24 protein-coding genes are annotated in these 20763 nt (G+C 60.5%); 23 read left to right on the forward strand and 1 reads right to left on the reverse strand.

Translation table 11 applies throughout. The features are described from left to right. Positions 1–3: 3 nt before the first annotated feature. The gene (locus tag FKG94_RS16975; RefSeq protein ID WP_142905524.1) at positions 4–486 is read right to left on the reverse strand and encodes a tetratricopeptide repeat protein; all 483 of its coding nucleotides are present in this window, start codon (positions 484–486) and stop codon (positions 4–6) included. A 646-nt stretch (positions 487–1132) separates the two neighbouring features. On the opposite strand from FKG94_RS16975, the gene FKG94_RS16980 reads away from it, so the two are divergent. The 23 genes from FKG94_RS16980 (at position 1133) to FKG94_RS17090 (ending at position 20726) form a co-directional block, all read left to right on the forward strand. After that, on the forward strand, positions 1133–1399 hold the full coding sequence (locus tag FKG94_RS16980) for a flagellar biosynthetic protein FliQ (protein ID WP_142905525.1): 267 nt from the start codon (positions 1133–1135) through the stop codon (positions 1397–1399). Positions 1400–1518: 119 nt separating this feature from the next. Then, a complete protein-coding gene (gene fliR / locus FKG94_RS16985; protein ID WP_142905526.1) occupies positions 1519–2283 on the forward strand; it encodes a flagellar biosynthetic protein FliR in 765 nt (254 codons plus the stop codon). A gap of 6 nt (positions 2284–2289) precedes the next feature. Then, on the forward strand, positions 2290–3393 hold the full coding sequence (gene flhB, locus FKG94_RS16990; RefSeq protein WP_142905527.1) for a flagellar biosynthesis protein FlhB: 1104 nt from the start codon (positions 2290–2292) through the stop codon (positions 3391–3393). Continuing rightward, positions 3390–5429 (forward strand): flagellar biosynthesis protein FlhA, encoded by a 2040-nt coding sequence (flhA, locus tag FKG94_RS16995; protein WP_218943561.1) that lies wholly within the window; start codon positions 3390–3392, stop codon positions 5427–5429. Before flhB ends, flhA begins: the two co-directional genes overlap by 4 nt. Next, positions 5426–6769 (forward strand): flagellar hook-length control protein FliK, encoded by a 1344-nt coding sequence (fliK, locus tag FKG94_RS17000; protein WP_142905528.1) that lies wholly within the window; start codon positions 5426–5428, stop codon positions 6767–6769. Before flhA ends, fliK begins: the two co-directional genes overlap by 4 nt. Before the next feature lie 9 nt (positions 6770–6778). Continuing rightward, positions 6779–7069: a flagellar protein FhlB gene (locus FKG94_RS17005; RefSeq protein WP_179957690.1), complete on the forward strand. Its 291-nt coding sequence runs from the start codon at positions 6779–6781 to the stop codon at positions 7067–7069. Continuing rightward, on the forward strand, positions 7066–7803 hold the full coding sequence (locus FKG94_RS17010) for a flagellar hook-basal body protein (RefSeq protein WP_142905530.1): 738 nt from the start codon (positions 7066–7068) through the stop codon (positions 7801–7803). Before FKG94_RS17005 ends, FKG94_RS17010 begins: the two co-directional genes overlap by 4 nt. 69 nt (positions 7804–7872) lie before the next feature. Beyond that, complete coding sequence (gene flgG, locus FKG94_RS17015) at positions 7873–8652, forward strand: flagellar basal-body rod protein FlgG (protein ID WP_142905531.1); 780 nt, start codon at positions 7873–7875, stop codon at positions 8650–8652. A gap of 8 nt (positions 8653–8660) precedes the next feature. Further along, complete coding sequence (gene flgA, locus FKG94_RS17020; RefSeq protein WP_142905532.1) at positions 8661–9641, forward strand: flagellar basal body P-ring formation chaperone FlgA; 981 nt, start codon at positions 8661–8663, stop codon at positions 9639–9641. Between the two features lies 1 nt (position 9642). Next, a complete protein-coding gene (locus tag FKG94_RS17025; protein ID WP_142905533.1) occupies positions 9643–10320 on the forward strand; it encodes a flagellar basal body L-ring protein FlgH in 678 nt (225 codons plus the stop codon). A gap of 1 nt (position 10321) precedes the next feature. After that, complete coding sequence (locus tag FKG94_RS17030; protein WP_142905534.1) at positions 10322–11491, forward strand: flagellar basal body P-ring protein FlgI; 1170 nt, start codon at positions 10322–10324, stop codon at positions 11489–11491. A gap of 48 nt (positions 11492–11539) precedes the next feature. Continuing rightward, the gene (flgB, locus tag FKG94_RS17035) at positions 11540–11926 is read left to right on the forward strand and encodes a flagellar basal body rod protein FlgB (protein WP_142905535.1); all 387 of its coding nucleotides are present in this window, start codon (positions 11540–11542) and stop codon (positions 11924–11926) included. Continuing rightward, on the forward strand, positions 11926–12363 hold the full coding sequence (gene flgC, locus FKG94_RS17040; RefSeq protein WP_142905536.1) for a flagellar basal body rod protein FlgC: 438 nt from the start codon (positions 11926–11928) through the stop codon (positions 12361–12363). The genes flgB and flgC overlap by 1 nt, the downstream gene beginning before the upstream one ends. A gap of 3 nt (positions 12364–12366) precedes the next feature. Further along, positions 12367–12666: a flagellar hook-basal body complex protein FliE gene (gene fliE, locus FKG94_RS17045; RefSeq protein WP_142905537.1), complete on the forward strand. Its 300-nt coding sequence runs from the start codon at positions 12367–12369 to the stop codon at positions 12664–12666. Positions 12667–12702: 36 nt separating this feature from the next. Then, entirely contained in the window at positions 12703–14130 is a 1428-nt protein-coding gene (fliF, locus tag FKG94_RS17050) for a flagellar basal-body MS-ring/collar protein FliF (protein WP_142905538.1), read from the forward strand. Between the two features lie 21 nt (positions 14131–14151). Then, complete coding sequence (locus FKG94_RS17055; RefSeq protein WP_142905539.1) at positions 14152–14724, forward strand: hypothetical protein; 573 nt, start codon at positions 14152–14154, stop codon at positions 14722–14724. Next, positions 14712–15515 (forward strand): FliH/SctL family protein, encoded by an 804-nt coding sequence (locus FKG94_RS17060; RefSeq protein WP_142905540.1) that lies wholly within the window; start codon positions 14712–14714, stop codon positions 15513–15515. The genes FKG94_RS17055 and FKG94_RS17060 overlap by 13 nt, the downstream gene beginning before the upstream one ends. Continuing rightward, on the forward strand, positions 15512–16834 hold the full coding sequence (locus FKG94_RS17065) for a FliI/YscN family ATPase (RefSeq protein WP_142905541.1): 1323 nt from the start codon (positions 15512–15514) through the stop codon (positions 16832–16834). Before FKG94_RS17060 ends, FKG94_RS17065 begins: the two co-directional genes overlap by 4 nt. Continuing rightward, complete coding sequence (locus FKG94_RS17070; protein ID WP_142905542.1) at positions 16831–17313, forward strand: hypothetical protein; 483 nt, start codon at positions 16831–16833, stop codon at positions 17311–17313. The genes FKG94_RS17065 and FKG94_RS17070 overlap by 4 nt, the downstream gene beginning before the upstream one ends. After that, the gene (locus FKG94_RS17075) at positions 17310–17957 is read left to right on the forward strand and encodes a hypothetical protein (protein ID WP_142905543.1); all 648 of its coding nucleotides are present in this window, start codon (positions 17310–17312) and stop codon (positions 17955–17957) included. The genes FKG94_RS17070 and FKG94_RS17075 overlap by 4 nt, the downstream gene beginning before the upstream one ends. A 280-nt stretch (positions 17958–18237) precedes the next feature. Then, on the forward strand, positions 18238–18642 hold the full coding sequence (locus tag FKG94_RS17080) for a flagellar hook assembly protein FlgD (RefSeq protein ID WP_142905544.1): 405 nt from the start codon (positions 18238–18240) through the stop codon (positions 18640–18642). Positions 18643–18699: 57 nt separating this feature from the next. Further along, entirely contained in the window at positions 18700–19923 is a 1224-nt protein-coding gene (locus FKG94_RS17085) for a flagellar hook-basal body complex protein (protein ID WP_142905545.1), read from the forward strand. Then, positions 19920–20726, forward strand: a complete 807-nt coding sequence (locus FKG94_RS17090) for a FliM/FliN family flagellar motor switch protein (RefSeq protein WP_142905546.1) — start codon at positions 19920–19922, stop codon at positions 20724–20726. The genes FKG94_RS17085 and FKG94_RS17090 overlap by 4 nt, the downstream gene beginning before the upstream one ends. The last annotated feature ends 37 nt before the right edge of the window (positions 20727–20763 follow it).

Consider the following 20763-nt stretch of genomic DNA (forward strand, 5'->3'; position numbering starts at 1 on the left):
TTGTCAATGTTGGGTTAGCTTAGCCTGCAACTCCAGCAGCCTGGGGCGCAGAGGGTGGGAGTCCGGCATATGTTCCCGGGCGGTGCGCAGTCTGGTGGCAGCTTCGGCATGGCGGCCCAGTTGCAGCAGTGCCAGAGCACTGTGGAAGTGTGCCATAAACTCGTTTTCCATAGCCAGCAAAGGTTCCCAGGTTGCCAGCGCCTGTTCGGGCTCATTCGTGCTCAACAGCGCCATACCCAACTGGAACCTGGCCAGTGGATTGTCCGGTGAACAGTCCAACAATTTTTCATAGTGCGCGATCGCCTGGACGTGCATGCCCAGTTGCAGGTAGATGGAGGCCAGCATCCCCAGGCTCAACTCGTGATCGGGTTGCTGTTGCAGAATGTCTTTCAAGGTTTGCATGGCGCTGTCGAGTTTACCGGCCTTGGCCTGGCTGGTCGCCTGCGCCAACTGGGCCTGGAGTTCTACTGTGGATTTCTCTGTCATTAGACATTCAGCCTTGTGGGATTGTGGGGAAGCATCGGTCTGCTACAAAGTACGTGAAACCCGCCGGAATAGAAAGATAATTTTAGTGCCAATATTATTTGTGGTGATCCCCCCGGCAGGCGGGTGTTTTCCTTTGGTGCGCATTTTATAAAATCACTGTTAATCAAAGAGATAGAATAAACATTTATCAGCGTTTTGAAAAAAATCCAAAGCGCGAAAAAAAACAGTCATAAAAAAAAGCCATAATTCCTATCGACAGGCTGTTGCAAGTTTGTGAGAAACGTCGCAATAATACTGCATCGTGATTGCCAAATAACAATATCCGGGCAATCGACGTGGGGTTTAGGTGAACCAGCTGTTTATTAGACAGCGAATTACAGTGAATAGCAGACAGCAGAATTTAGACAGTATGTATTCACGGTAACCAAAAGTAACCAAAAGTAATCAAACAAGTAACCATAGCAGCGACCAAAGTACTGACGTAAAGCACTAACGTAAAGCACTAACGTAAAGCACTAACGTAAAGCACTAACGTAAAGTACTCACCAAAGTAACTGGATTGTGTGAATAAACTGCCCGACAACCGTTGTCGCAGTCGCGGGTGAGTTTTGTCTGACGGATAAGTGATTTTCAGGGGATTACCGGTATGAGCACGGATTTTGCGCTGGCGTTGACCAATGAGATGCTGTGGACAGGCATTTGGATGGCGGCCCCGGTGTTGGGATTAAGTATGCTGGTTGGTTTACTTATCAGCGTTTTTCAGGTGGTGACGCAGATACAGGAAATGTCGCTGACCTTCGTGCCGAAAATTCTAACCGTAGCGCTGACATTGATCGCATTTGGTCCCTGGATGATGGCGATGTTGCTTGAGTTCGCCACCACGGTTATCGGAAATATCCCCATATATTTTTAATCTGCCGACCCGTAAACGCGGTTGGCGGGCCCATAGGGAGTATGGTTCACGTGTAAAGTCAACATATAAAAGACTCGTTTTCATAAAAATATATTATAACTAAAGTCGTAAGGGTGGTTATGCGCATTGAAGCCGATATGCTTGTCATATCAGCGGTGTTGCTCATGTTTATTCGCTTGAGTGCGCTGTTTTTACTGACGCCGTTGTTCGTGGCGGCGCCCATGCCGGTTACGGTACGTACGCTGTTTTTCCTGGCGCTGGCGTTTATGTTGATTGCCGGGCTGAGCGCGACTCCCGCAACCCTGCCGCAGACGCTTTCCGAATGGTTTATCGCCGCCGCGCAGGAGCTGTTGATCGGCGCGGTGATGGCGTTCGGGCTGTTTGCGGCGTTTGCGGTGTTTCTTTTTGGCGGACGTATCCTCGATTTCCAAATGGGCTTCGGGGTGGCCAATCTTATCGATCCCGCCACCCAGACCCAGGGACCGCTGTTGGGTACGATTCTCAATCTGATGGCGGTGATGACGTTCTTTCTGCTCGACGGCCATCACCTGTTGATTCGCGGTATCGCCTTCTCTTTGCAACAGGTGCCCATCGGGCAGAGCCCCGGCGCTTTGCGCATTGATGAGGTGGTTATGCAGTTTGGCATCATGTTTACCTTTGGCCTGATGCTGGTGGCGCCGGCCGTTTTCAGTCTGCTGCTGTTGGATGTCGGCTTGGCGGTCTCTGCCCGCACCATGCCCCAGGTCAATATTTTTATCGTCGGTTTACCGCTGAAAATCTTTGTCGGCCTGGTGGTGCTGGCGCTGTCGTTGAATTATATGAGTCCGTTGCTGAAACGGGTATTTGCATCCATTTTCCGCTATTGGGAACGAGTGCTGGGATAAATCTGAATGGCCGCGGGATCGGAACAGGAACAGGATCGCACCGAGCCGGCTACTCCCTTTAAGCTGAGGGAGGCCCGCAAGCGGGGCCAGGTGGCAAAGAGCCTGGAGATCAATTCGTTGCTGCTGTTGTCGGTGGCGCTGGTGGTCACCTACTTTATGGGAGAGGCCATGGTGGAGCGGATGCTGGCGTTGTATCGCGAGTTGTTTGCCAACGCCCACCGTATCGACTTCGACATCCCCACCGCCATCGGGTTGTTCGATTACTCGTTCAGTGCCCTGGTCAGTGTCCTGTGGCCATTGGTGATGGCGTTGATGTTGACGGCCATCCTGGCCAATCTGTTTCAGACGGGACCGATTTTTTCCTTCTTTCCGATCAAGCCCGACTTCAATCGTCTGAATCCTGTCAGTGGTTTTAAACGCCTGTTTTCGAAAAAATTACTGTTCGAATCGGTCAAGACGTTGATCAAAATCGCCACCTTCGGCGCGGTAATGTATTTTTCATTTCAGCTGCTGGTACCCAAGTTGATGGTGCTGCTGGATGTCGATCCCGCCGCCTATACCCCGCTGTTGATGGATCACGGCCGCAGCCTCGCCTACAAACTGCTGGGGGTCATCTTGTTGATAGCGCTGATCGACTTGATGTACAGCCGCTGGGACTTCGGCCAGCAAATGCGCATGAGCCGCCGCGAACTGAAAGAGGAAGTCAAACGTCGCGAGGGTGACCCGCAGATTCGCGCGCGCCGGCGGCAACTGCAAAAAGAGGCGGTGAAGCGCGCCGGCGCCGTGCGACGGGTACCGGATGCCGATGTGCTGATCACCAATCCCACCCACCTGGCGGTCGCCCTGCAGTATAACAGCGAGACCATGCCGGCGCCGCGTATTACCGCCATGGGCGGTGGCGACCTGGCCGCCGAGATGCGACGGCTGGCGGTGCGGCACGGGGTGCCGGTTGTCGAAAACAAGCCACTGGCGCGCGCCCTGTTCAGGGAGGGCGAAGTGGACGCCTGGATTCCCGAAGCGCTGTTTCCGGCCCTGGCCAAAATTCTGGCCTGGGTGTTCCTGCAGCGCCAGGCGGCAGATGTCGCCGGCAGCGGGAGGGCGCGCGGATGATGGAAGCCCTGCGCCTGCGCTTTGGCAACCAGTCGGACCTGGTGCTGGTATTCGGGGTCATTGGCATTTTGATGGTCTTGTTTATGCCGATTCCGCCGGCGCTGCTGGACTTTCTGCTGATCACCAACCTGACCTTCGCCCTGTTGGTGTTGCTGCTGACCTTTTATGTCGACAAGCCGCTGCAGTTTTCCACTTTTCCATCACTGCTGTTGATCGTCACGCTGTTTCGCCTGTCGCTCAATATTGCCGCCACCCGTCTGATCCTATCCGATGCGGATGCCGGTCGGGTCATCGAGACCATCGGCACCCATGTGGTGGGCGGCAACTACGTTATCGGCATGATCGTGTTTCTGGTGCTGATTGTGGTTCAGTACGTGGTGGTCACCAATGGCGCGCAGCGGGTGGCGGAGGTGGCCGCGCGCTTTACCCTGGACGGTATGCCCGGCAAGCAGATGAGCATCGACGCCGATCTCAATATGGGGCTGATTACCGAGCAACAGGCCCAGGAGCGCCGCCAGCAAATTGAAAAGGAAACCAACTTCTATGGTGCTATGGACGGCGCCTCCAAATTTGTCAAAGGTGATGCCATCGCCGGCATTATCATAATTCTGATCGACATTATCGGCGGCCTGACCATCGGTGTGGCGCAGCGCGGGATGGAGTGGGGCGAGGCGCTGGAGACGTTTACCCTGTTGACCATCGGCGACGGTATCGTGACGCAGATTCCGGCACTGGTAATTTCTACCGGCACCGGCATCATCGTTACGCGGGCGGCCTCGGATGCATTTCTCAGCCGCGAAATATCCCGCCAGGTCACCGCCTTCCCCAAGATTCTGGCCCTGATTTGCGTGGCCCTGGTGCTGGCGTTGATGATTCCGGGTATTCCCGCCTTTCCGGTGGTGATGCTGCTCGGCGTCTTCAGCTTGCTGTTGTTCGTGACGCTGCGCAACCGGGCGGACCAGCCCGATACCGACGGTGACACGGCACCGGCGCTGGAGGCCGAGGAAGACATCTACGATATGCTGCCGATCGAGGCGCTGGAGTTGCGGGTCGGCATGGACCTGGTATCGATGTTTACCGGCGCCGACAGCCTGATGATGGACAGAGTCAGCGCCTTTCGCAAGCAGTACGCGTTGGACATGGGGTTTGTCATGCCCCGCCTGCGCGCCAAAGACGATAAAAAACTGCCGCCCAACCAATACGAAGTCTGGATTTACGGTGCCAAGGTCGGCGCCGGCGATATCCTGCCGGACCGCGTGATGGCGATCAATCCGGGCAACGTCACCAGCGCGGTGGCGGGTATCGAGACCCAGGACCCGACTTTCAATATGCCGGCGGTGTGGATAACCGACGCCCAAAAGCCCGCCGCCAAGGAGGCCGGTTATACGGTGATCGAACCCATCAGCGTCTTGGTCACTCACCTGACCGAGCTGATTCGCCAGCACAGCCCCAACCTGCTGACCCGCGCCGAGACCGAGCGCCTGGTGGCGCGGGTCAAAACCAGCAACGCGGGGCTGGTGGAGGAACTGTTGCCGGGTGTGCTCTCCATGGGCGACGTGCAAAAAGTCTTACAGCGTTTGCTGCGGGAAAAAGTCTCTATTCGCAACCTCGAAATGATTCTCGAAGTGCTGGTAGACGAAGGTAAACAGACCAAGGACCCGGAGCTGCTGACCGAACTGGTGCGACAGAAGTTGGGGCCGGCAATCTGCCAGCCCCTGGTCAAAGGCAGTGAGCTGCAGGTGTTGGTATTCGATCCGAAAGTGGAGCAGCAGATAGCCACCAGCCTGCGTCGCGAGGCCGATCGCAGTTTGTTGATCATGGAGCCGTCTTTCGCCGAACAGGTGCTGACGCGACTGGCGGCACAGGCGGAGAGGATGCTCGGTGCCAGCCTGGCGCCGGTGTTGTTGTGTTCACCGGAGCTGCGCCGCCATATCCGCCGCATTACCGAGCGTTCCATTCCTCACCTGGCCGTGCTGTCGATGTCTGAAGTACCGCCCAGCGTCAATGTGCAATCGCACGGTATGGTGAGCGTATGACGATTACCAATGTGCTGGACAGTTTGCAACAGAGCCTCACCGGCGCCGACCGCTCGCTGGCGTTTCGCTCCGATGCCGAGTTCACATCGACGCTGACCCTGGGCCAGATTCTGAAGGGCAAGGTGATGCGCCACTATGAGGGCAGCCGTTACGGCGTCAACTTCGGCGCTCAGGAGCGGGTGGTCGACAGCAGTCTGCCGTTAAAGACCGGTGAAGTGCTCTATGGCCGGGTTGTCGCCCTCGATGAAAAAGTCCATCTGCAGCGCCTGTTTCCCAGTGGTGCGGCGCCGGCTGCCACGGCGCCAGAATCGGCGCTGCCGGCGGTTGCCCGCGGCGGCGCCGAGCAGGGCGGCAACGCCGCCCTGTTTGCACAACATCAACTGCCGCTGCCGCCCGCCGCTGCCCGCCAGCTCCAGCAGTTGCAGCGCCAACTCGGCGACCCGCGACCGGTGGCCACCAGTGCGCTGCTGACACAAAAACTGGGTCTGCCGCTGGACCCTTTGCTGGTAAGAGCGGTGCACCGGGCACTGGCGGGACTCGACGCCGGCGCCACTCGCCTGACTGCATTCCAGGGACCGGCGCTGGTGCCTGCTGCGGCTAGCGGTGGCGCGCCCGCCGCCGAGCCGCAAATGGTGGCGGCACTGACGCCGATCCTGGCGCAACTGATTAATTTTAACGATCGCCGCCAAGGGACGGGGACCGCGCCGCTGCCAACTGCAGGCAACCGCGAGACGCCGCGAGCTGATGCTGAAGTGCCACAGCGGGTTTCTGAACAGCCGCCGCGGGGCACAGAATCACTGCAATCCGATGCCGGCATGCGGCGGCAGGATGCTGCGGCGGCGCAACAGCGACGCGAGTGGCAGTTGGGCCACTGGGTATTGAACAGTCAGACCGACTCCTCAGTGGCACACCGGCTGCTGCACCTGCCAGTCTGGTTTGGCGGTGAACTGGTGGAGGTTTCCCTGGCGCTGTTTTCGCAAAAGACAAAGACAAAGACAAAGTCCGCCGGCGGTGGCGCTACCGGCGATAGCCCCCGGTCCGACCCGGACGCCGCCCTGCAATACCGCAAAGTCGTGCTCTCTCTCAACACCCGCCAGTTGGGACAGGTCGATATCCTCGCCCGGGTGGCCGACCGTCACCTGCGCCTGGAGATCACGGCGGCGGAGATCGAGAGTGCCGAGTTTCTCGGCGCGCGCCTGGCTACACTCGAGGCGGCGCTGCAACAATGGGGTTGGCGTGTCGACGAAGTGCGCTACCAGGTCGGCCAGGCGGACAACGATGTGGTGCGATCAGTGGTTGAGCACTACGTCACTCAAGACAGTTTAAGTCAGTTGATGTAGGCGATGGTCGTGCCGGATAAAACAGTCAGGCGGGTGGTGGGCCTGCAATACGACCCCGAGGCCGGCCCGCCCCGGGTCGTGTTAAAAAGCGCCGGCGTGGCGGCGCAGGCGGTATTGGATGAGAGCGAGTCGCTGGTGTCGGGCCCGGCGCTGGTGCAGGACGAAGCGTTGCTACAGCAACTGTATCGCCTGCCGTTGGACGCCGCTATCGATCCGAGTTTGTACGAGTTGGTGGCGATTCTGCTGGCGCAGGTTTATGCGGCGGACGCAGCCTTTTTACAAGAGGAGAACAACCCATGACAACGGCGTTGCAGGTGAGCGAACTGGCGTTGATCAACGATATGCAGCGGCTCGATATTTTGAGCCACAATCTGGCCAACGCCACCACGGCGGGTTTTAAGCGGGAGCAGGCGGTGACGCGTCTGTTCGGCACGTTGTTTGACTCTCAATTCAACACCATGACTGCCGGCGCCGCAGTGTCACCCTGGGCGCCCAGTGTCGAGACACAGGCGGATCACGCCCCGGGCGCGTTACATTTTACCGGCAACCCGCTCGATCTCGCCATTGAGGGTGAGGGTTTTTTTGAGTTGCTCGGCAGCGAGGGCGCCAGCTACACCCGCCGCGGTGCTTTCACGCTGGATGCTGCCGGACGCCTGGTCAATGACCGCGGCCTGGTGGTCAACGGTGAAGAGGGCGAACTCTTACTGCGCGGCGGCAATGTGACCGTCGACCGGCAGGGCAGGGTGTACGAAGAGGGCGACTACGCCGGTCAATTGCGGGTGGTGGGCTTTAACGACGCCGGCGCATTGCAAAGGCGCAGCGGCGGACTCTGGGTGCCTGCCGCCGGGCAGCGCGCGCAGCCGCTCGAGGCCGTGGCGATCCGCCAGGGTTACGCCGAAGCCTCCAATGTCAATGTCATGGAAGAGATGGTGGCTATGATGACGACCTTGCGGCATTTTGAAACCACATCGAAAGTGCTCAAAGGCTATGACGATATGATCGGTTCGGCTATCTCCACCATTGCTGAATTCTAGGTGCTAACTAACGAAAAGACAGGCGGGGTCTGCGCGATCCCGGGTATTCAATCAACAGGGCATTCACCTATGTTAGACGCATTCCATATTTCCGCCGGCAGTATGCAAGCGCATCAGACCCATGTCGATGTGATCGCCAACAACCTTTCCAATGCCAATACCACCGGTTTTAAAAAGAGCAAGGTGGAATTCGAAGACCTGATGTACCGGGAATTGGCGGCCGCGGCGGGGACGCTGGTGCGCCCCGATCTGACCCACCCGGTGGGTCTGGGTACCACCACCGCGGCCATCGAGAAAATATTCAGCCAGGGCGAAGCCAAGGGCACCGATCGCAACCTGGACCTGTTGATTCAGGGCAAGGGTTTTTTTGAAGTGTTGTTGCCCGACGGCGGTGCGGCCTATTCGCGCACCGGTCACCTGCAGATTGATGCCGAGGGGTTGCTGGTCAATGCCGACGGTTATCCGTTGAATCCGGCTTTGCAGATACCGGCCGATGCGCAGGATGTGCTGGTGAGCCCGGAAGGTGTGGTGTCGGTGCTGCTGCCCGAACGCGACCAGCCGCTGGAATTGGGTGTGATCGAACTGGCGGCGTTTATGAATCCCGGCGGCCTGACCCCTATGGGTGACAATCTCTACGCCGTGTCGGGCGCCTCGGGCGACGCCTTTTACGGTGCGCCGGGTGAAGATGATTTTGGCGTGTTGGCCCAGGGGTTTTTGGAAGCCTCCAACGTCAGCCTGATTGAGGAACTCACCAATATGATGGTGGCGCAACGGGGCTACGAGATGGGGGCAAAAGTTATCCAGGCCGCCGACGAGATGCTCGGCATCATCAATAACCTGCGCCGTTGAGGTCGACGATGAAGCGTCTGTTGCCGATCGGTTACCTGCTGTTGGTCACGGTTGTGTCGATGCCGCTGCACGGGAGCGGCGATAACGCCGATGCGGCGATCACTCTCAGTTTCAAGACGGGAGCCGTAGTGCAGGCAACCACCTATACCCTGGGCGACGTTGCTGATATCGAGACCGATGTCGAACAGCGGCGGCAGTTGCAGGGACTGCCGTTGGGGCTGGCGCCGCGCCCGGGGCAACAGGCGCACGTCCGGCGCATCGATGTCGACCGGCAGATCGCCCGCCACTTCCCCGCCCTGGTTGCCTCGTTGCGTTGGCGCGGTGAGACCAGGACTCGCATTCGCGCCACCGGCGTGCCCTATGCGACGGCGGCGGCAGTGCAACAGGCACAGACGCATCTCGAGGATTGGCTGCGGCCGCGATTTCCCACCGCGGTGGTGACACCGGTGCGGGCGCAAACCCAGTCGCTGCTGGTGCCCGCCGGTGCGCTCGAGGTGCGACCGCGGCTGTCGACTGCGGTGCGGCTGGCACAGCGCATCTGCGTATGGGTGGATATCTTTGTCGACGCCAACCGCTTCCAGACACTGCCGGTGTGGTTTGCCGTGCAGGCGCCGGCGCCGGTGTTAACCGCGCGGCGCGGTCTTCCCGCCCGCCATACCCCCACCGCCGGGGATTTGCGCGCGGAAGTTATTGACCTGGCGACCCTGCGCGGCCAACCGCTGGTGCCGGCAGCGCTGCCGGCACTGCGCCTGAAGCGGGCGTTGCAAAAGGGGTCTGTGTTACTGCAGGACCATCTGGAGCCGGTGCCGGCGGTCTCCCGGGGACAGTTGATTACGGTGTACGCGCGCCAGGGTTCGGTGGCGATCAAAGTGCAGGGAAAGGCGAGGGCAGACGGCCATATAGCGGAGTCCATAGCGGTGGAAAATCCCGCCAGCGGCGCCTCCTATAACGCCGTTGTGATTGACAAAGGCATAGCGAGGGTTAACTGAGATGCTGATATCACCACGCAATTCAACCGGCGGTCGCCGCCGTACCGACCGCTATCGCAGCGCGGCGGCGGTGATTGGCGCCTGCCTTTTTAGTCTGTTGGTCGGCTGTGCCGATAAACCGCAGCAACCCGAACGGGAAGCGGTCGGGCCGGCAGCCTGGCCGGCGCCGGCGACCGGTGCCAAAACCCTGCGCAACTTTCCGTCGCTGGTGAGCGATCACCGGGCTGTTGGCGTCGGGCAGAGCGTCACCATACTGATCGTCGAGGAGGCGTCATCGACCACCAGTGCCGATACCCGCACCCGCAAGTCGATGGACGTTGCCGGGCGCCTGGAAAAAACCGACAACCTGGACTTCGGCAATCTCGAGTTGCGCAACAATTCCGATGCCAGCGGTTCGATCAGTCGCCAGGGCAGCCTGGTGGCCAGTGTCTCGGCGGTGGTCGAGCAGGTGTTGCCCAACGGTGAACTGCTGGTGCGCGGCGAACAGCGCATCGAGTTCAACAATGAAACCCAACACATCCGGGTTTCAGGGCGGATTCGACCCGAGGATATCTCCCGGGACAACACCGTCCTGTCGACCCGGATTGCCGCGGCCGAAATCAGTTACCTGGGCGATGGCCTGCTCGGCAGTCGCCAGCGTCCGGGTTTCTTAACACGCTTTTTTAACTGGGTGTTTTGATATGTGTGACAGCAACAGTAAGCGGCCGGGATTGATCCGCTACCTCGGTTTGCTGGTGTTTTGTATCCTGGTACCCGGTGTCGCACTCGAGGCGCAGCCGCCGGGCGGGGTGCGCCTGAAAGACCTGGCCCGGCTGGCTACGGAAACCGATAACGCCGTAGTGGGTTACGGTATCATCACCGGTCTGGCGGGCACCGGCGACACCGCCCGCAACACCGCTACCCTGCAGTCGGTGCGCAATATGCTGCTGCGTTTCGGCGTCAATGTGCCCGCCGATAAGGTGCGCACCCGCAATGCCGCCGCGGTGATGGTGACGGCGACCCTGCCGGCCTATGCCCAGCGCGGTGACAAGCTGGATGTCAACGTCACCTCGCTCGGCGACGCCCGCAGCCTGGTGGGCGGTACCCTGATGTTGACGCCGCTGGCCATGGCCGACAGCGATATCTACGCGTTTGCCCAGGGACCGGTTTCGGTGGGCGGTTTCAGCTACGATCTCAATGGTAACCTGATCCAGAAGAACCACCCCACCGCCGCCTATATCACCAGTGGTGCGACCGTGGATCGCTCCGTGCAAACCGTCATCATCGACGCGTCCCGATCGATTCTGTACAAACTGCACGAACCGGATTTCGAAACTGCCAACCGCATCGTCCAGTCCCTGACCGCGCTGCTCGGCGAAGGCCAGGTCAAAGCATTGGATGCGGCGCGGGTGCAGGTCTCGGTGCCCGCCGCACAAGCCGTCGATATCGTACCGTTTCTGACTCGGGTGGAAGGTGTCGAGGTGGTGCCCGACACGCCGGCGCGGGTGGTTGTCAACGAGCGCACCGGCACTGTGGTGTCCGGCGGCAATGTGGTTATCTCGCCGATCACTATCACCCACGGCAATCTCAATGTCGCTATCAGCACGGAGTTTTTTGTCTCGCAACCGCTGATTGTGGGCAGTGCGGTGGTGGACAGCGACCTGTCCGGTATCGGCACCCAGGTAGTCCCGGAAACCACCGTGGAAGTGACTGAGGAACTGCCGCTGTCGGTCGCCTTGCCGCCGGGCTCGAAAGTGGCTGACCTGGTGACGGCCCTGAACAAAGTCAAAGCGACCAGCCGCGACATTATCACCATTTTACAGGGCATCAAGCGGGCCGGCGCTTTACACGCCGAATTGGTTATTCAGTAAAAAAGTAGATTATTCAGTACCTATGACAGCAACTGAAGGAGTCGGATCATGATCGACAATCTGGGTGGGGTGACCTCGGACCTGTTGCGCACGGCGCTCGATGCCGCGCTGCTGCGTCACCGGGTGATCGCCCACAATATCGCCAACGTGGATACCCCGGGGTATCGGGCCAAACGCCTGACCTTCGAGCAACACCTGGCCGGTGCCACCGATAGCCTGGGCGCCTCCGAGACTGGGCTGGCACAGCGCCTGGAGATGCTGAAAGGGCAACTGCGGCAAGACGGTTCGCTGGTGGTCACCACTGCGGAGGCGGTGGAACTCGATGGCGAGATGGTGCGCATTGCGGAAAACACATTGCGCTACCACGCGCTACTGGATGCCTCGGGTAAACGCGGCGAGTTGGTAAAAATGGCGATTGCAGGAGGCAGGCGATAATGGACTATTTTTCCGCATTTGATATCAGCGCCTCCGGTATGGCCGTGCAGAAAGTCCGCCTCGATACCGTGGCGCTCAACCTGGCCAACGTCAACACGACCCGTGGCGCCAACGGGGCGGCGTTCCAGCCGCTGGAGGTGATTATCGGTGAGGGCAGAGGTTTCCAGGCGCTCTACAGCGATTCGGTCAGCGGTATGCAACAGCGCTATGGCGGCGCCCGGGTCGTGGCGGTGCAGCCGGACCTGAGCGAGCCGCGTCTGGTGCACGATCCCGCCCACCCGGATGCGGACGCCGAGGGTTTTGTGGCCTATCCGAATATCAACCCGGTATCGGAGATGGTCGACCTGCTGCAAACGACCCGCGCCTACGAGGCCAATGTGCAGGCGCTGAACGCCGCCAAGACCATGGCCCTGCGGGCCCTGGAAATAGGAGAGTGACCCATGTCCATTGATGCGATTGACTGGATTGCCGCCGATACGCCGGCGACCCGGTTTACCGGTGTCAACATCGCTTCCGATGCGCCGAACTTCGCCACCTGGCTGGCACAGGAGATCGACACTGTCAATCAACAGATCGCCGCCGCCGATGTCCAGGTGCAACGGCTGGTTACCGGTGAGCAGGATAACCTGCACCAGGTGATGTCGACGCTGGAGAAAGCCAAGTTGGGGATGCAGTTGGTGGTGGAAGTGCGCAACAAACTACTGGAAAGTTACCAGGAAGTGATGCGGATGCAGGTGTGACGGATAGAACGAGTTAGCGTGATAAGAAGGGCTTGAATGATGGAATCTCTACTACCGGGTTGGGACGTTCTCACCACGCGGGCGCGGCTGTCGCTGGTGCTGAGCATCGCCATTGTTGTCGGGCTGGCCGCCGGCGGGTTTTTTTGGTTATCGAGCGAGCGCTATCAGCCGCTGTTCACCGATCTGGAACCGCGCGATGCCGCCGGTGTGGTGGCGGAGCTGGAGCGCCTCAAAATCGATTTTGAACTGGCCAACGGCGGTACCCAGATCAACGTACCGGAGGCGGCGGTGCACGAAATCCGGCTCAAGCTGATGGGGTCGGGGGTACCGTTGAGCGGTGGTGTGGGGTTTGAAATCTTTAACGATTCCGGTTTCGGGATGACGGAGTTTGCCCAGCGCATCAACTATCAGCGGGCGCTGGAAGGTGAACTCACCCGCACCATCATGTCGTTGAAAGAAGTGAAATATGCCAGGGTGCATCTGGTGATGCCGGAGCGCGGCTTGTTTCAAGAGGATGACAGTCCGCCCAGCGCCTCGGTCACCCTGTTTTTGAACGACGCGGCGTTGGGCGGCGCGGGTCGGCCCGGCGAGTATCAGATACGCGGTGTGCAGCGACTGGTGGCGGCGTCGGTGCCGGGACTCAGTGCTGAGCGGGTTACCGTCTCCGATCAGACCGGTATGACCTTGAGCCGCCAGCCGCTGGATTCGGCCAATGCCGCGGCCGTGTCCGGGCGCCTGCAGCAAAAACAGGCGTTTGAAGCTTACCTCGCGGACAAAGTCGACGCCGTCTTGGGGCGTCATTTTGGTGACAACCTCGCCATGGTCACCGTCAATGCCGAGCTGGATTTTAACCAGGTGCAGAAGACCGTGGAAAGTGTGATGCCCGCCGATGCGGCCGGCACCGGCAATATCGTGCGCCGTCGCGAGACGCGCATGGACTCCGGCACCAGCACCGCCGAGGCCAATGTCACCACTGAAGTCGAGTACCGGCACGGGCGCGCGGTGGAGCAGGTGGTGGAAATGCCCGGCAAACTGTTGCGGTTGACGGTCGGTGTCATGGTGCCGGAGGACACCTCGCCCGAACAGCGCCTGGCGATTCGGGAATTGGTCGAGGTCACTGTCGGGCTGGAGCCGTCCCGCGGCGATCACATCGCCGTCTACGCCATCAGTGAACTCGCCGCGCCGGCGGCGGCACCGGTCGAGGTGGCACCGGCGCCGCTGCAGGCGCCGCCGGTGGCAACGGCTGACTGGCGGCAGTGGCCGCGAAGTGCCGTGGCGCTGTTCGGCGGGGTGTTGGGGTTGCTGTTGTTGGTCTCGGTATTTGCGCTGGTGCGACGCCCGACACCGGCCCCGGCGCCGGCGCTGTCGGCACCGGAGCGGGAGCGGTTGCTCAGTGATATACGGCTGTGGCTGGAGCGGGACGAAACACCGGCGGTGACCGATACCGCGACCGGTATGAGGTAGTGAGAGACGATGGAAAATCAGGTGACTGACAAATATAAAGCGGTGGCGCTGCGCTTGCACGCGCTGTCGGCGGCCGACCGGCACTGGTGCCTGGCGCAACTGTCCGAGACGCAGAAAGACCGCCTGGCACCGCTGCTCGACGAATTGGATCTGTTGGGTATTCCCAAAGTGGCCCTGACCACCGCTGAACTGACGCGGTTGCAGGCGCCGGGCTCTGCTGCTGACAACTCCGGAAACGGGGGCGATCGCTCCGTCGCCGAGCAGACCATCGCTGCCGTCGAAGCGCCGGCAGTGGAGGAGCTGCTGAACGGCGAGCCCGATGTCCTGGTAGCGGCGTTGCTGGCAGGCGGCGACTGGCCCTGGGAGACTGTCCTGCTCGAGGGTTTGCCGCCGGCCCGACGTCGACGTGTGGCGGAGTATCGGCAACAACGGTCGGCCGCGATCAGTCCGCGACTGCAGGCGGCGCTGCTGGAAGGCTTTGCGGAAAGACTCAGCGCCCGCTCGCGCCAGGTGGCCGCCGAGCGACGCCAGCGTGACAGCGATCCGGCGCTGGCCCGTCCCGGCTTTTTCAGGAGATTGATGTGGCAACGGTAATTCATACGCCCGCGGTTAAAAAAGGCATGCCGAGGGAGCTGATCCGACACGGGAACGATGCCCGGGACCAGGCCGGTGACGCGCCACCGGTGCCGGACGGCACGGCCGTCCAAGCGCCGGCGAATGTCCCGGCCGCCACCTTCGATCTCGATTATGTCGAGCAGCTGAACAGCGAGCGCCTGCAGGCTTTGAGTCGCGTCCAGGAGCTGGAAGAGCGTTTGCAGAAGTGGCAGAACGATGGCGAGCGCCTGCACGAAGAGGCCAGACAAAAAGGTTATGACGCCGGTGCCTTGACGGCACAGACCGAGGGTGCCGAACAATTTGCGGCGCAAGTGCAAAGTATTCGCACGCTGGCGGAGAACCTGGCGCATCAACAGCAAGCGCTGCTGCAGGCGTCTGAAGATGCAGCGGTTGAAATTGCTTACGCCGCGCTGGTGAAAATCTTGGGGCGTTCGCGCAGTGACCTGTCGCTGCTCACCGCCATGGTCAAGCAAGCGCTGCAACAGGTATCGGTGCGCGACGATCTGGTGATTCATGTAGCGCCCGCCGACTACGACAAACTGACGCGGCAGCCGGCGGCTGCCAAAGGTCGCGGGGCCTGGCCGCAGGGGGTGACCTTCGAAGCCGACGACAGCGTGACCTGTGGTGGCTGCATTGTAAAGAGTCGCGCCGGTGTGCTCGATGCCAGGCTCGACTACCAGTTGCAGCAGCTCAAGAAACTGCTCGTGACGACTCGCACAAGCGCTGCGGCCACGGCGGGTGACCCGGTACAGGAGGGAAGCCCGGCGTGATTACCACACCTTACCTCAACGCCATTGCCGATACCGAACTGGTACGGCGTACCGGTTCGGTGACGCAGTTTTTGGGGCTGGTGGTGGAGGCTGACGGGCCGGAAGTTTTTTGGGGCGAGCGGTGTGAAATCCGCGCGCACCGGCAGTCGGCCTCAACGCCGGCGCAGGTAGTAGGTATCAAAGACGGCAGGGTGTTGTTAATGCCCTACGGTGAACTGCGGGGCATCAGTCTCGGCAGCGATGTTATCGCCACCGGCCGGGGGGTGGAAGTGCCGGTGGGCGAGGCGCTGCTCGGTCGGGTGGTCAACGCTTTCGGCGAACCCCTGGACGCCGCCGGCCCCTTGTCGCCCGGACCCTGTTACCCGATTCACCGCCGTCCGCTCAACCCGCTGCAACGCCCGTCGATCGACACGGTCTTGGAGACCGGTATTCGGGCGGTGGATACCCTGATGACTGTCGGCCGCGGCCAGCGCCTGGGCATCTTTGCCGGCAGCGGTGTCGGCAAAAGCACACTGCTCGGTATGATCAGCCGCAATATGAACGCCGATGTCAACGTTATCGCCCTGATCGGCGAGCGCGGGCGAGAGGTCATGGACTTTATCAAAGACGTGCTGGGCACAGAGGGGTTGGCGCGCTCGGTCATCGTGGTGGCGACCTCTGACCAACCGGCGCTGGTGCGCGCCCATGCGGCCCTGGCCGCCACCGCCATCGCCGAATATTTTCGCGACCAGGGCCGCGATGTGGTGTTGACTATGGACTCGATAACGCGCTTTGCCATGGCGCAGCGCGAGATCGGCCTGGCGGTGGGCGAGCCGCCTACCAGTCGCGGTTACACGCCGTCGGTGTTCGCCATGTTGCCGCGTCTGTTGGAGCGTTGCGGCACCGCCGCCAGCGGCGGTTCCATCACGGCATTTTATACTGTGCTGGTGGAGGGCGACGACTTGAACGATCCCATTGCCGATCACGTCAGAGCGATTCTCGACGGCGGCATTGTGTTGTCGCGGGCGCTGGCCAATCGCAAGCATTATCCGTCGATCGATATCCTGCACAGCAACAGTCGGCTGATGAGTTCGCTGGTGGATGCCGACGCCCTGGCGCTGAGCGCGCAGTTGACAAAAATGGTGGATACCTACGAGCGAGCCCGGGATATGGTGGATATCGGTGCTTACCGGTCCGGCGCCAACCCCGAGTTGGACACGGTGATCAGTGCCATGCCGGCTATCGACCGTTTTCTCGCGCAACCGTTTGACGAAAAAGTCTCGCGCCAGTCGGCGCTGCAACAACTGCGGCAACTGCCGCTGGCGGTATCACCGGCATGAGCAGCGATTACGAGCGCCGCGCCCGCCAGGCTGATATCAGTATTCGGGTCGAGTCGCGGGAAGTGGAAAAACTGCGCTTGCGCCAGCAACAGGCCAGCGCGTCCCTGGTCGCGGCGCAGCAGGCGCTGGATGAGGTCGAGGCGGCGATCGCGGCAACCGAAAGTGCCATGCACAAAGCGGTTACCGCCGGGCCGTCACTGGACCTCGATGCCCTGCAGGCGGCCCGGCATTACCTGGCGGAGCGTTACCGGACCCGCCAGCAGGGACAGGCACTGCTGCAAAGGGCGCAGCAGAAGGCCGCGCAGGCGGACACGGAATTGAAACAGGCGGCGCTGCAGGTAAAGGCGTTGGAGCGGGTCAGGGAAACCTCGCAAAAGACAGTTTTGCGGGAGCGGGAAAAACGTTCCAACGAGCAACTGACCGAACAGTGGTTACAACATCGGTTACAGCACGAGTTACAAAACGAGGGGCACAAATGACGGACGATATCGGTGTCGAAAACACCACCGCGGCGGCCGACCCGACGCGGCGCCGGTCGGCCGGTCGCGGCTTTTACGAACAGTGGCAGCGCGCCCTGGAGCGGGTGCATCTGGGTCGCCAGGCAACGCTGATGCGCAGCGTGCCGGCGGCCGTGGCAGAGCCGTCGCAAGCGCCGGCGACAACGCCCGAGCGCGGTGTTGACTCTGCCGCACCCCTGCCGTCGGTCCGAACAAGCTTTGCCGCAAAGCTGCCGGCAACGGCTGCAGGCGAGCGTGGCGGCAAGGTGGGCGGCAGCGAGATCGCGCGGCAGAAAACGTTTCACAGTGCCGTCAAAGCAGGGCTTGCCGAGGCCGGCGTTGGTATTGGCAAAACTGCTGAAGTCGGTGCGACGCAACGACCGGTATTGCCGGCGGTACCCAGGCCGGTACCGGCCGTACTGGTTAAAGTTTTGTTCCCGGCCGCCAGTGCCGTCACCGTGACACGGGCCGAGCAGGGTCTGCAGGTATTCCTGAGAGATGCCACGCTGCAGCGCGACGATGTGCTGCGCCTGCTTAATCGCCTGCACGGTGCCCTGGCCGGCGTCGGTGAGAGGTTATTGTCGGTCAGTTTGAACGGTGAGCCTGTATGGCAAAGAACTGATTGAAAGAGTTTTAACAGGTCCAAATGATATTCGACAAATAAAGATTTTCCCCTAAAACGGGTTTTGATGTCCTAGCCGACACGGTCTCGATCCGGGCATAGCCCTTCGGGACACGCCGTGCATACATCCCTGTAGGCTCTACGCCAGCATCCCTGCTGGCGAAGGTCCCGAAGGGCTATGCCCGGATCGAGACCTCAGTGCCACCGAAGTGAAAATATTTTCTGGTCGAAGCACTAAGCAGGTGCGGTTTTTAACAAACGCAATTAACGACAGGAGTTAAACCATGCAAGTAGACGCAATAGGTGTACCCGCCGATACCACGGCATCCAATCGGGCGGCCATTCAACAGGAGGATTTTTTACAGGTGCTGCTGGCGCAACTGCAGTTCCAGGACCCGCTGGAGCCGCTGGACAACAATGAATTTATCGCCCAGTTTGCCGAGTTGACCAACCTCGAGCAGACCCAACAGCTCAACGATAAACTCGACACCTCCCTGAGCCTGCAAAACAGCGCCCAGGCGATCGGTTTGATCGGTCGCTCCGTACAGGCGCAAACGACCACCAGCCAGGTGGTCGGCAAGGTGGTCACCATCGCCTTTCAAAACGGCACGCCGTTACTGACGCTGGAAACCGAAGCCGGTGGCTTTATCACCGATATCACCCTGGGACAGATCAGCGTGATTCGCTAACCGGCACCCGGGATCAAGTTACTGAAAGAGTGTCAAGCAACCAAACAGGTACCGCTTATGAGTATTTTCGGCACGATCTACAATGGTACGACAGGCCTGGTTACCTTCTCCAAAGGGCTGGATGTGATCAGCAACAATGTCGCCAACCTGAATACCCCGGGCTTTAAGCGCGACGACCTGTTGTTTCGCGACCTGTTTTACCAGTACCGCAACACCGGCGAGGCCGACGCCCGCTTTTCCACGTATAAAAATGGTGGTGGCGTTACCGAGAGCGGCACCACGACGAGCTTCACCCAGGGGGACATTCAGCAGACCGGCAATCAAATCGATGTGGCCGTCAACGGCAACGGCTTTCTGATCCTGCGCGATGGCGGGCAGACATTTTATTCCCGGGTCGGCCAGTTCGAAGTGGACGATGAAGGTTATGTGATATCCACGATCAATGACGCCCGGGTGGCGGGTATCGACGCCGGTGGCGAGCTGATCGATATCAACCTGTCGCCGTTGCGAACCAATCCGGCCAGGGCCACCACCGAGGTCAGTTTCTTTAACAATTTATCGAGTGGCTCCACCGAGCATGTTATCGAAGATGTCAGAGTTTTCGACTCACTGGGCGATGCGCACCTGTTGAAGGTGACGTTTACCAACAACAGTTCCACCACGCCGCGCAGTTGGCTGGTGGAGGTGGAGGATGAAAATGACGTGACTATCGCCACCGGTAAAGAGATTCGTTTCCAGGGCAACGGCTCGCCGCTGGAAGACTTCAACAGCTTTAGCATCGCGTTTGAACCGGAGGCGGCTGAACCTGTCGACATCACCTTCTTTTTCGGCGAGCCGGGCTCCTTCCGGGGTGCCACCTCGCTGTCCGCCGGCGCCAGCTCCAATCTCGCTGTCGAGTCCCAGAACGGTTTTTCCTTTGGTGCCCAGACCGCCCTGGCGTTTGATGAGGACGGTGTCCTGCAAGTTGCCTACTCCAACGGTGAAGTCGCCCCGGGCCCGCGCCTGGCGCTGGCCTGGATCAACGAATTGCAGGACATGCAGCAGATAGGTCGCGGCCTGTTTACCTTCGATACCCCTGGCCGGTTGCAGATCGATGCCGCCAATGAAGGGGTGATGGGCAATATTATCGCCGCCAGTATTGAAATCTCCAATGTCGAGCTGTCGCAGGAATTTACCGATCTGGTCATTGTGCAGCGGGGCTTTCAAGTGTCCTCGCAGGTGGTGAGTATCGCCAATGAGATGCTGCAGCAGTTACTGGACAGCGCCGGAGGCAGGCGATGAAAGCGCGCCCTTATCTGCTACTGGGCCGCAGCCAGCTCGCCCAGTTACAGACGTCGCTCGACGGGGACCTTCAATATTGGCGCGAGACCTGGGTGCCGGGTCTGGCCGCGCAGGTGAGCACAGTCGAGCTGATCGACGCCGGACCGGCACAGTCGGAAGCGGGAGAGGAGTCGAAGACCCATCTGCGGGTAGTGTCGGAAACCGGTGAACTTGCCGCCGTATTGATCGCCGATTGCGGTGTTATAGCGTCGCTGCTGTTGGGCTTTCCCGCTGCCGAGCCCGAGGGAGTGTCGGAGGCGAGCCTCACCCAGTCCCTGGTGGAACAGGCGCTGGCGGATTTGCACTGCCGGCTGGTCGGCGCGGCCGGTGCGGGTTTGACCGTGGCGCGAGGCGGGACGGCGAACATAGTTGCCGACCTGGTGACGGGCAGGGAGGTAAAGCGCGGTGTTTGCCGCCTGGCGATAACCCTGGGCGATTACCGGCTGACGGCGTTCTATCCCGTATCCACCCTGTCACAGCGCGTTGTCATGCAGCCATCAGAGGCAGCTGAGACCACTCCGGTCGCCAGTGTGCGTGAGGCGTTGAGCGGCAAAACGGTATCGGCACACCTCGTGCTCGGCGAGGCCGAACTAGAACTGGAGGCGCTGGCGCGGCTGCGGGTGGGCGATGTCATTCGGCTGGATAAGGGGTTGGACGATCCGCTACGGCTGGATATCGCCCTGTCGACGACCGGTTTCTCCGGTTACCTGGCCCGTTGCAATGACCAGTTTGCCTTTCAGGTAAGCGGCCTGGTGCAGCGGTGATCCGGAGCTTCAGACCAGCCGGGTCTTTAAACCAATA

It is taken from the genome of Exilibacterium tricleocarpae, assembly GCF_007004655.1.
Lineage (GTDB): Bacteria > Pseudomonadota > Gammaproteobacteria > Pseudomonadales > Cellvibrionaceae > Exilibacterium > Exilibacterium tricleocarpae.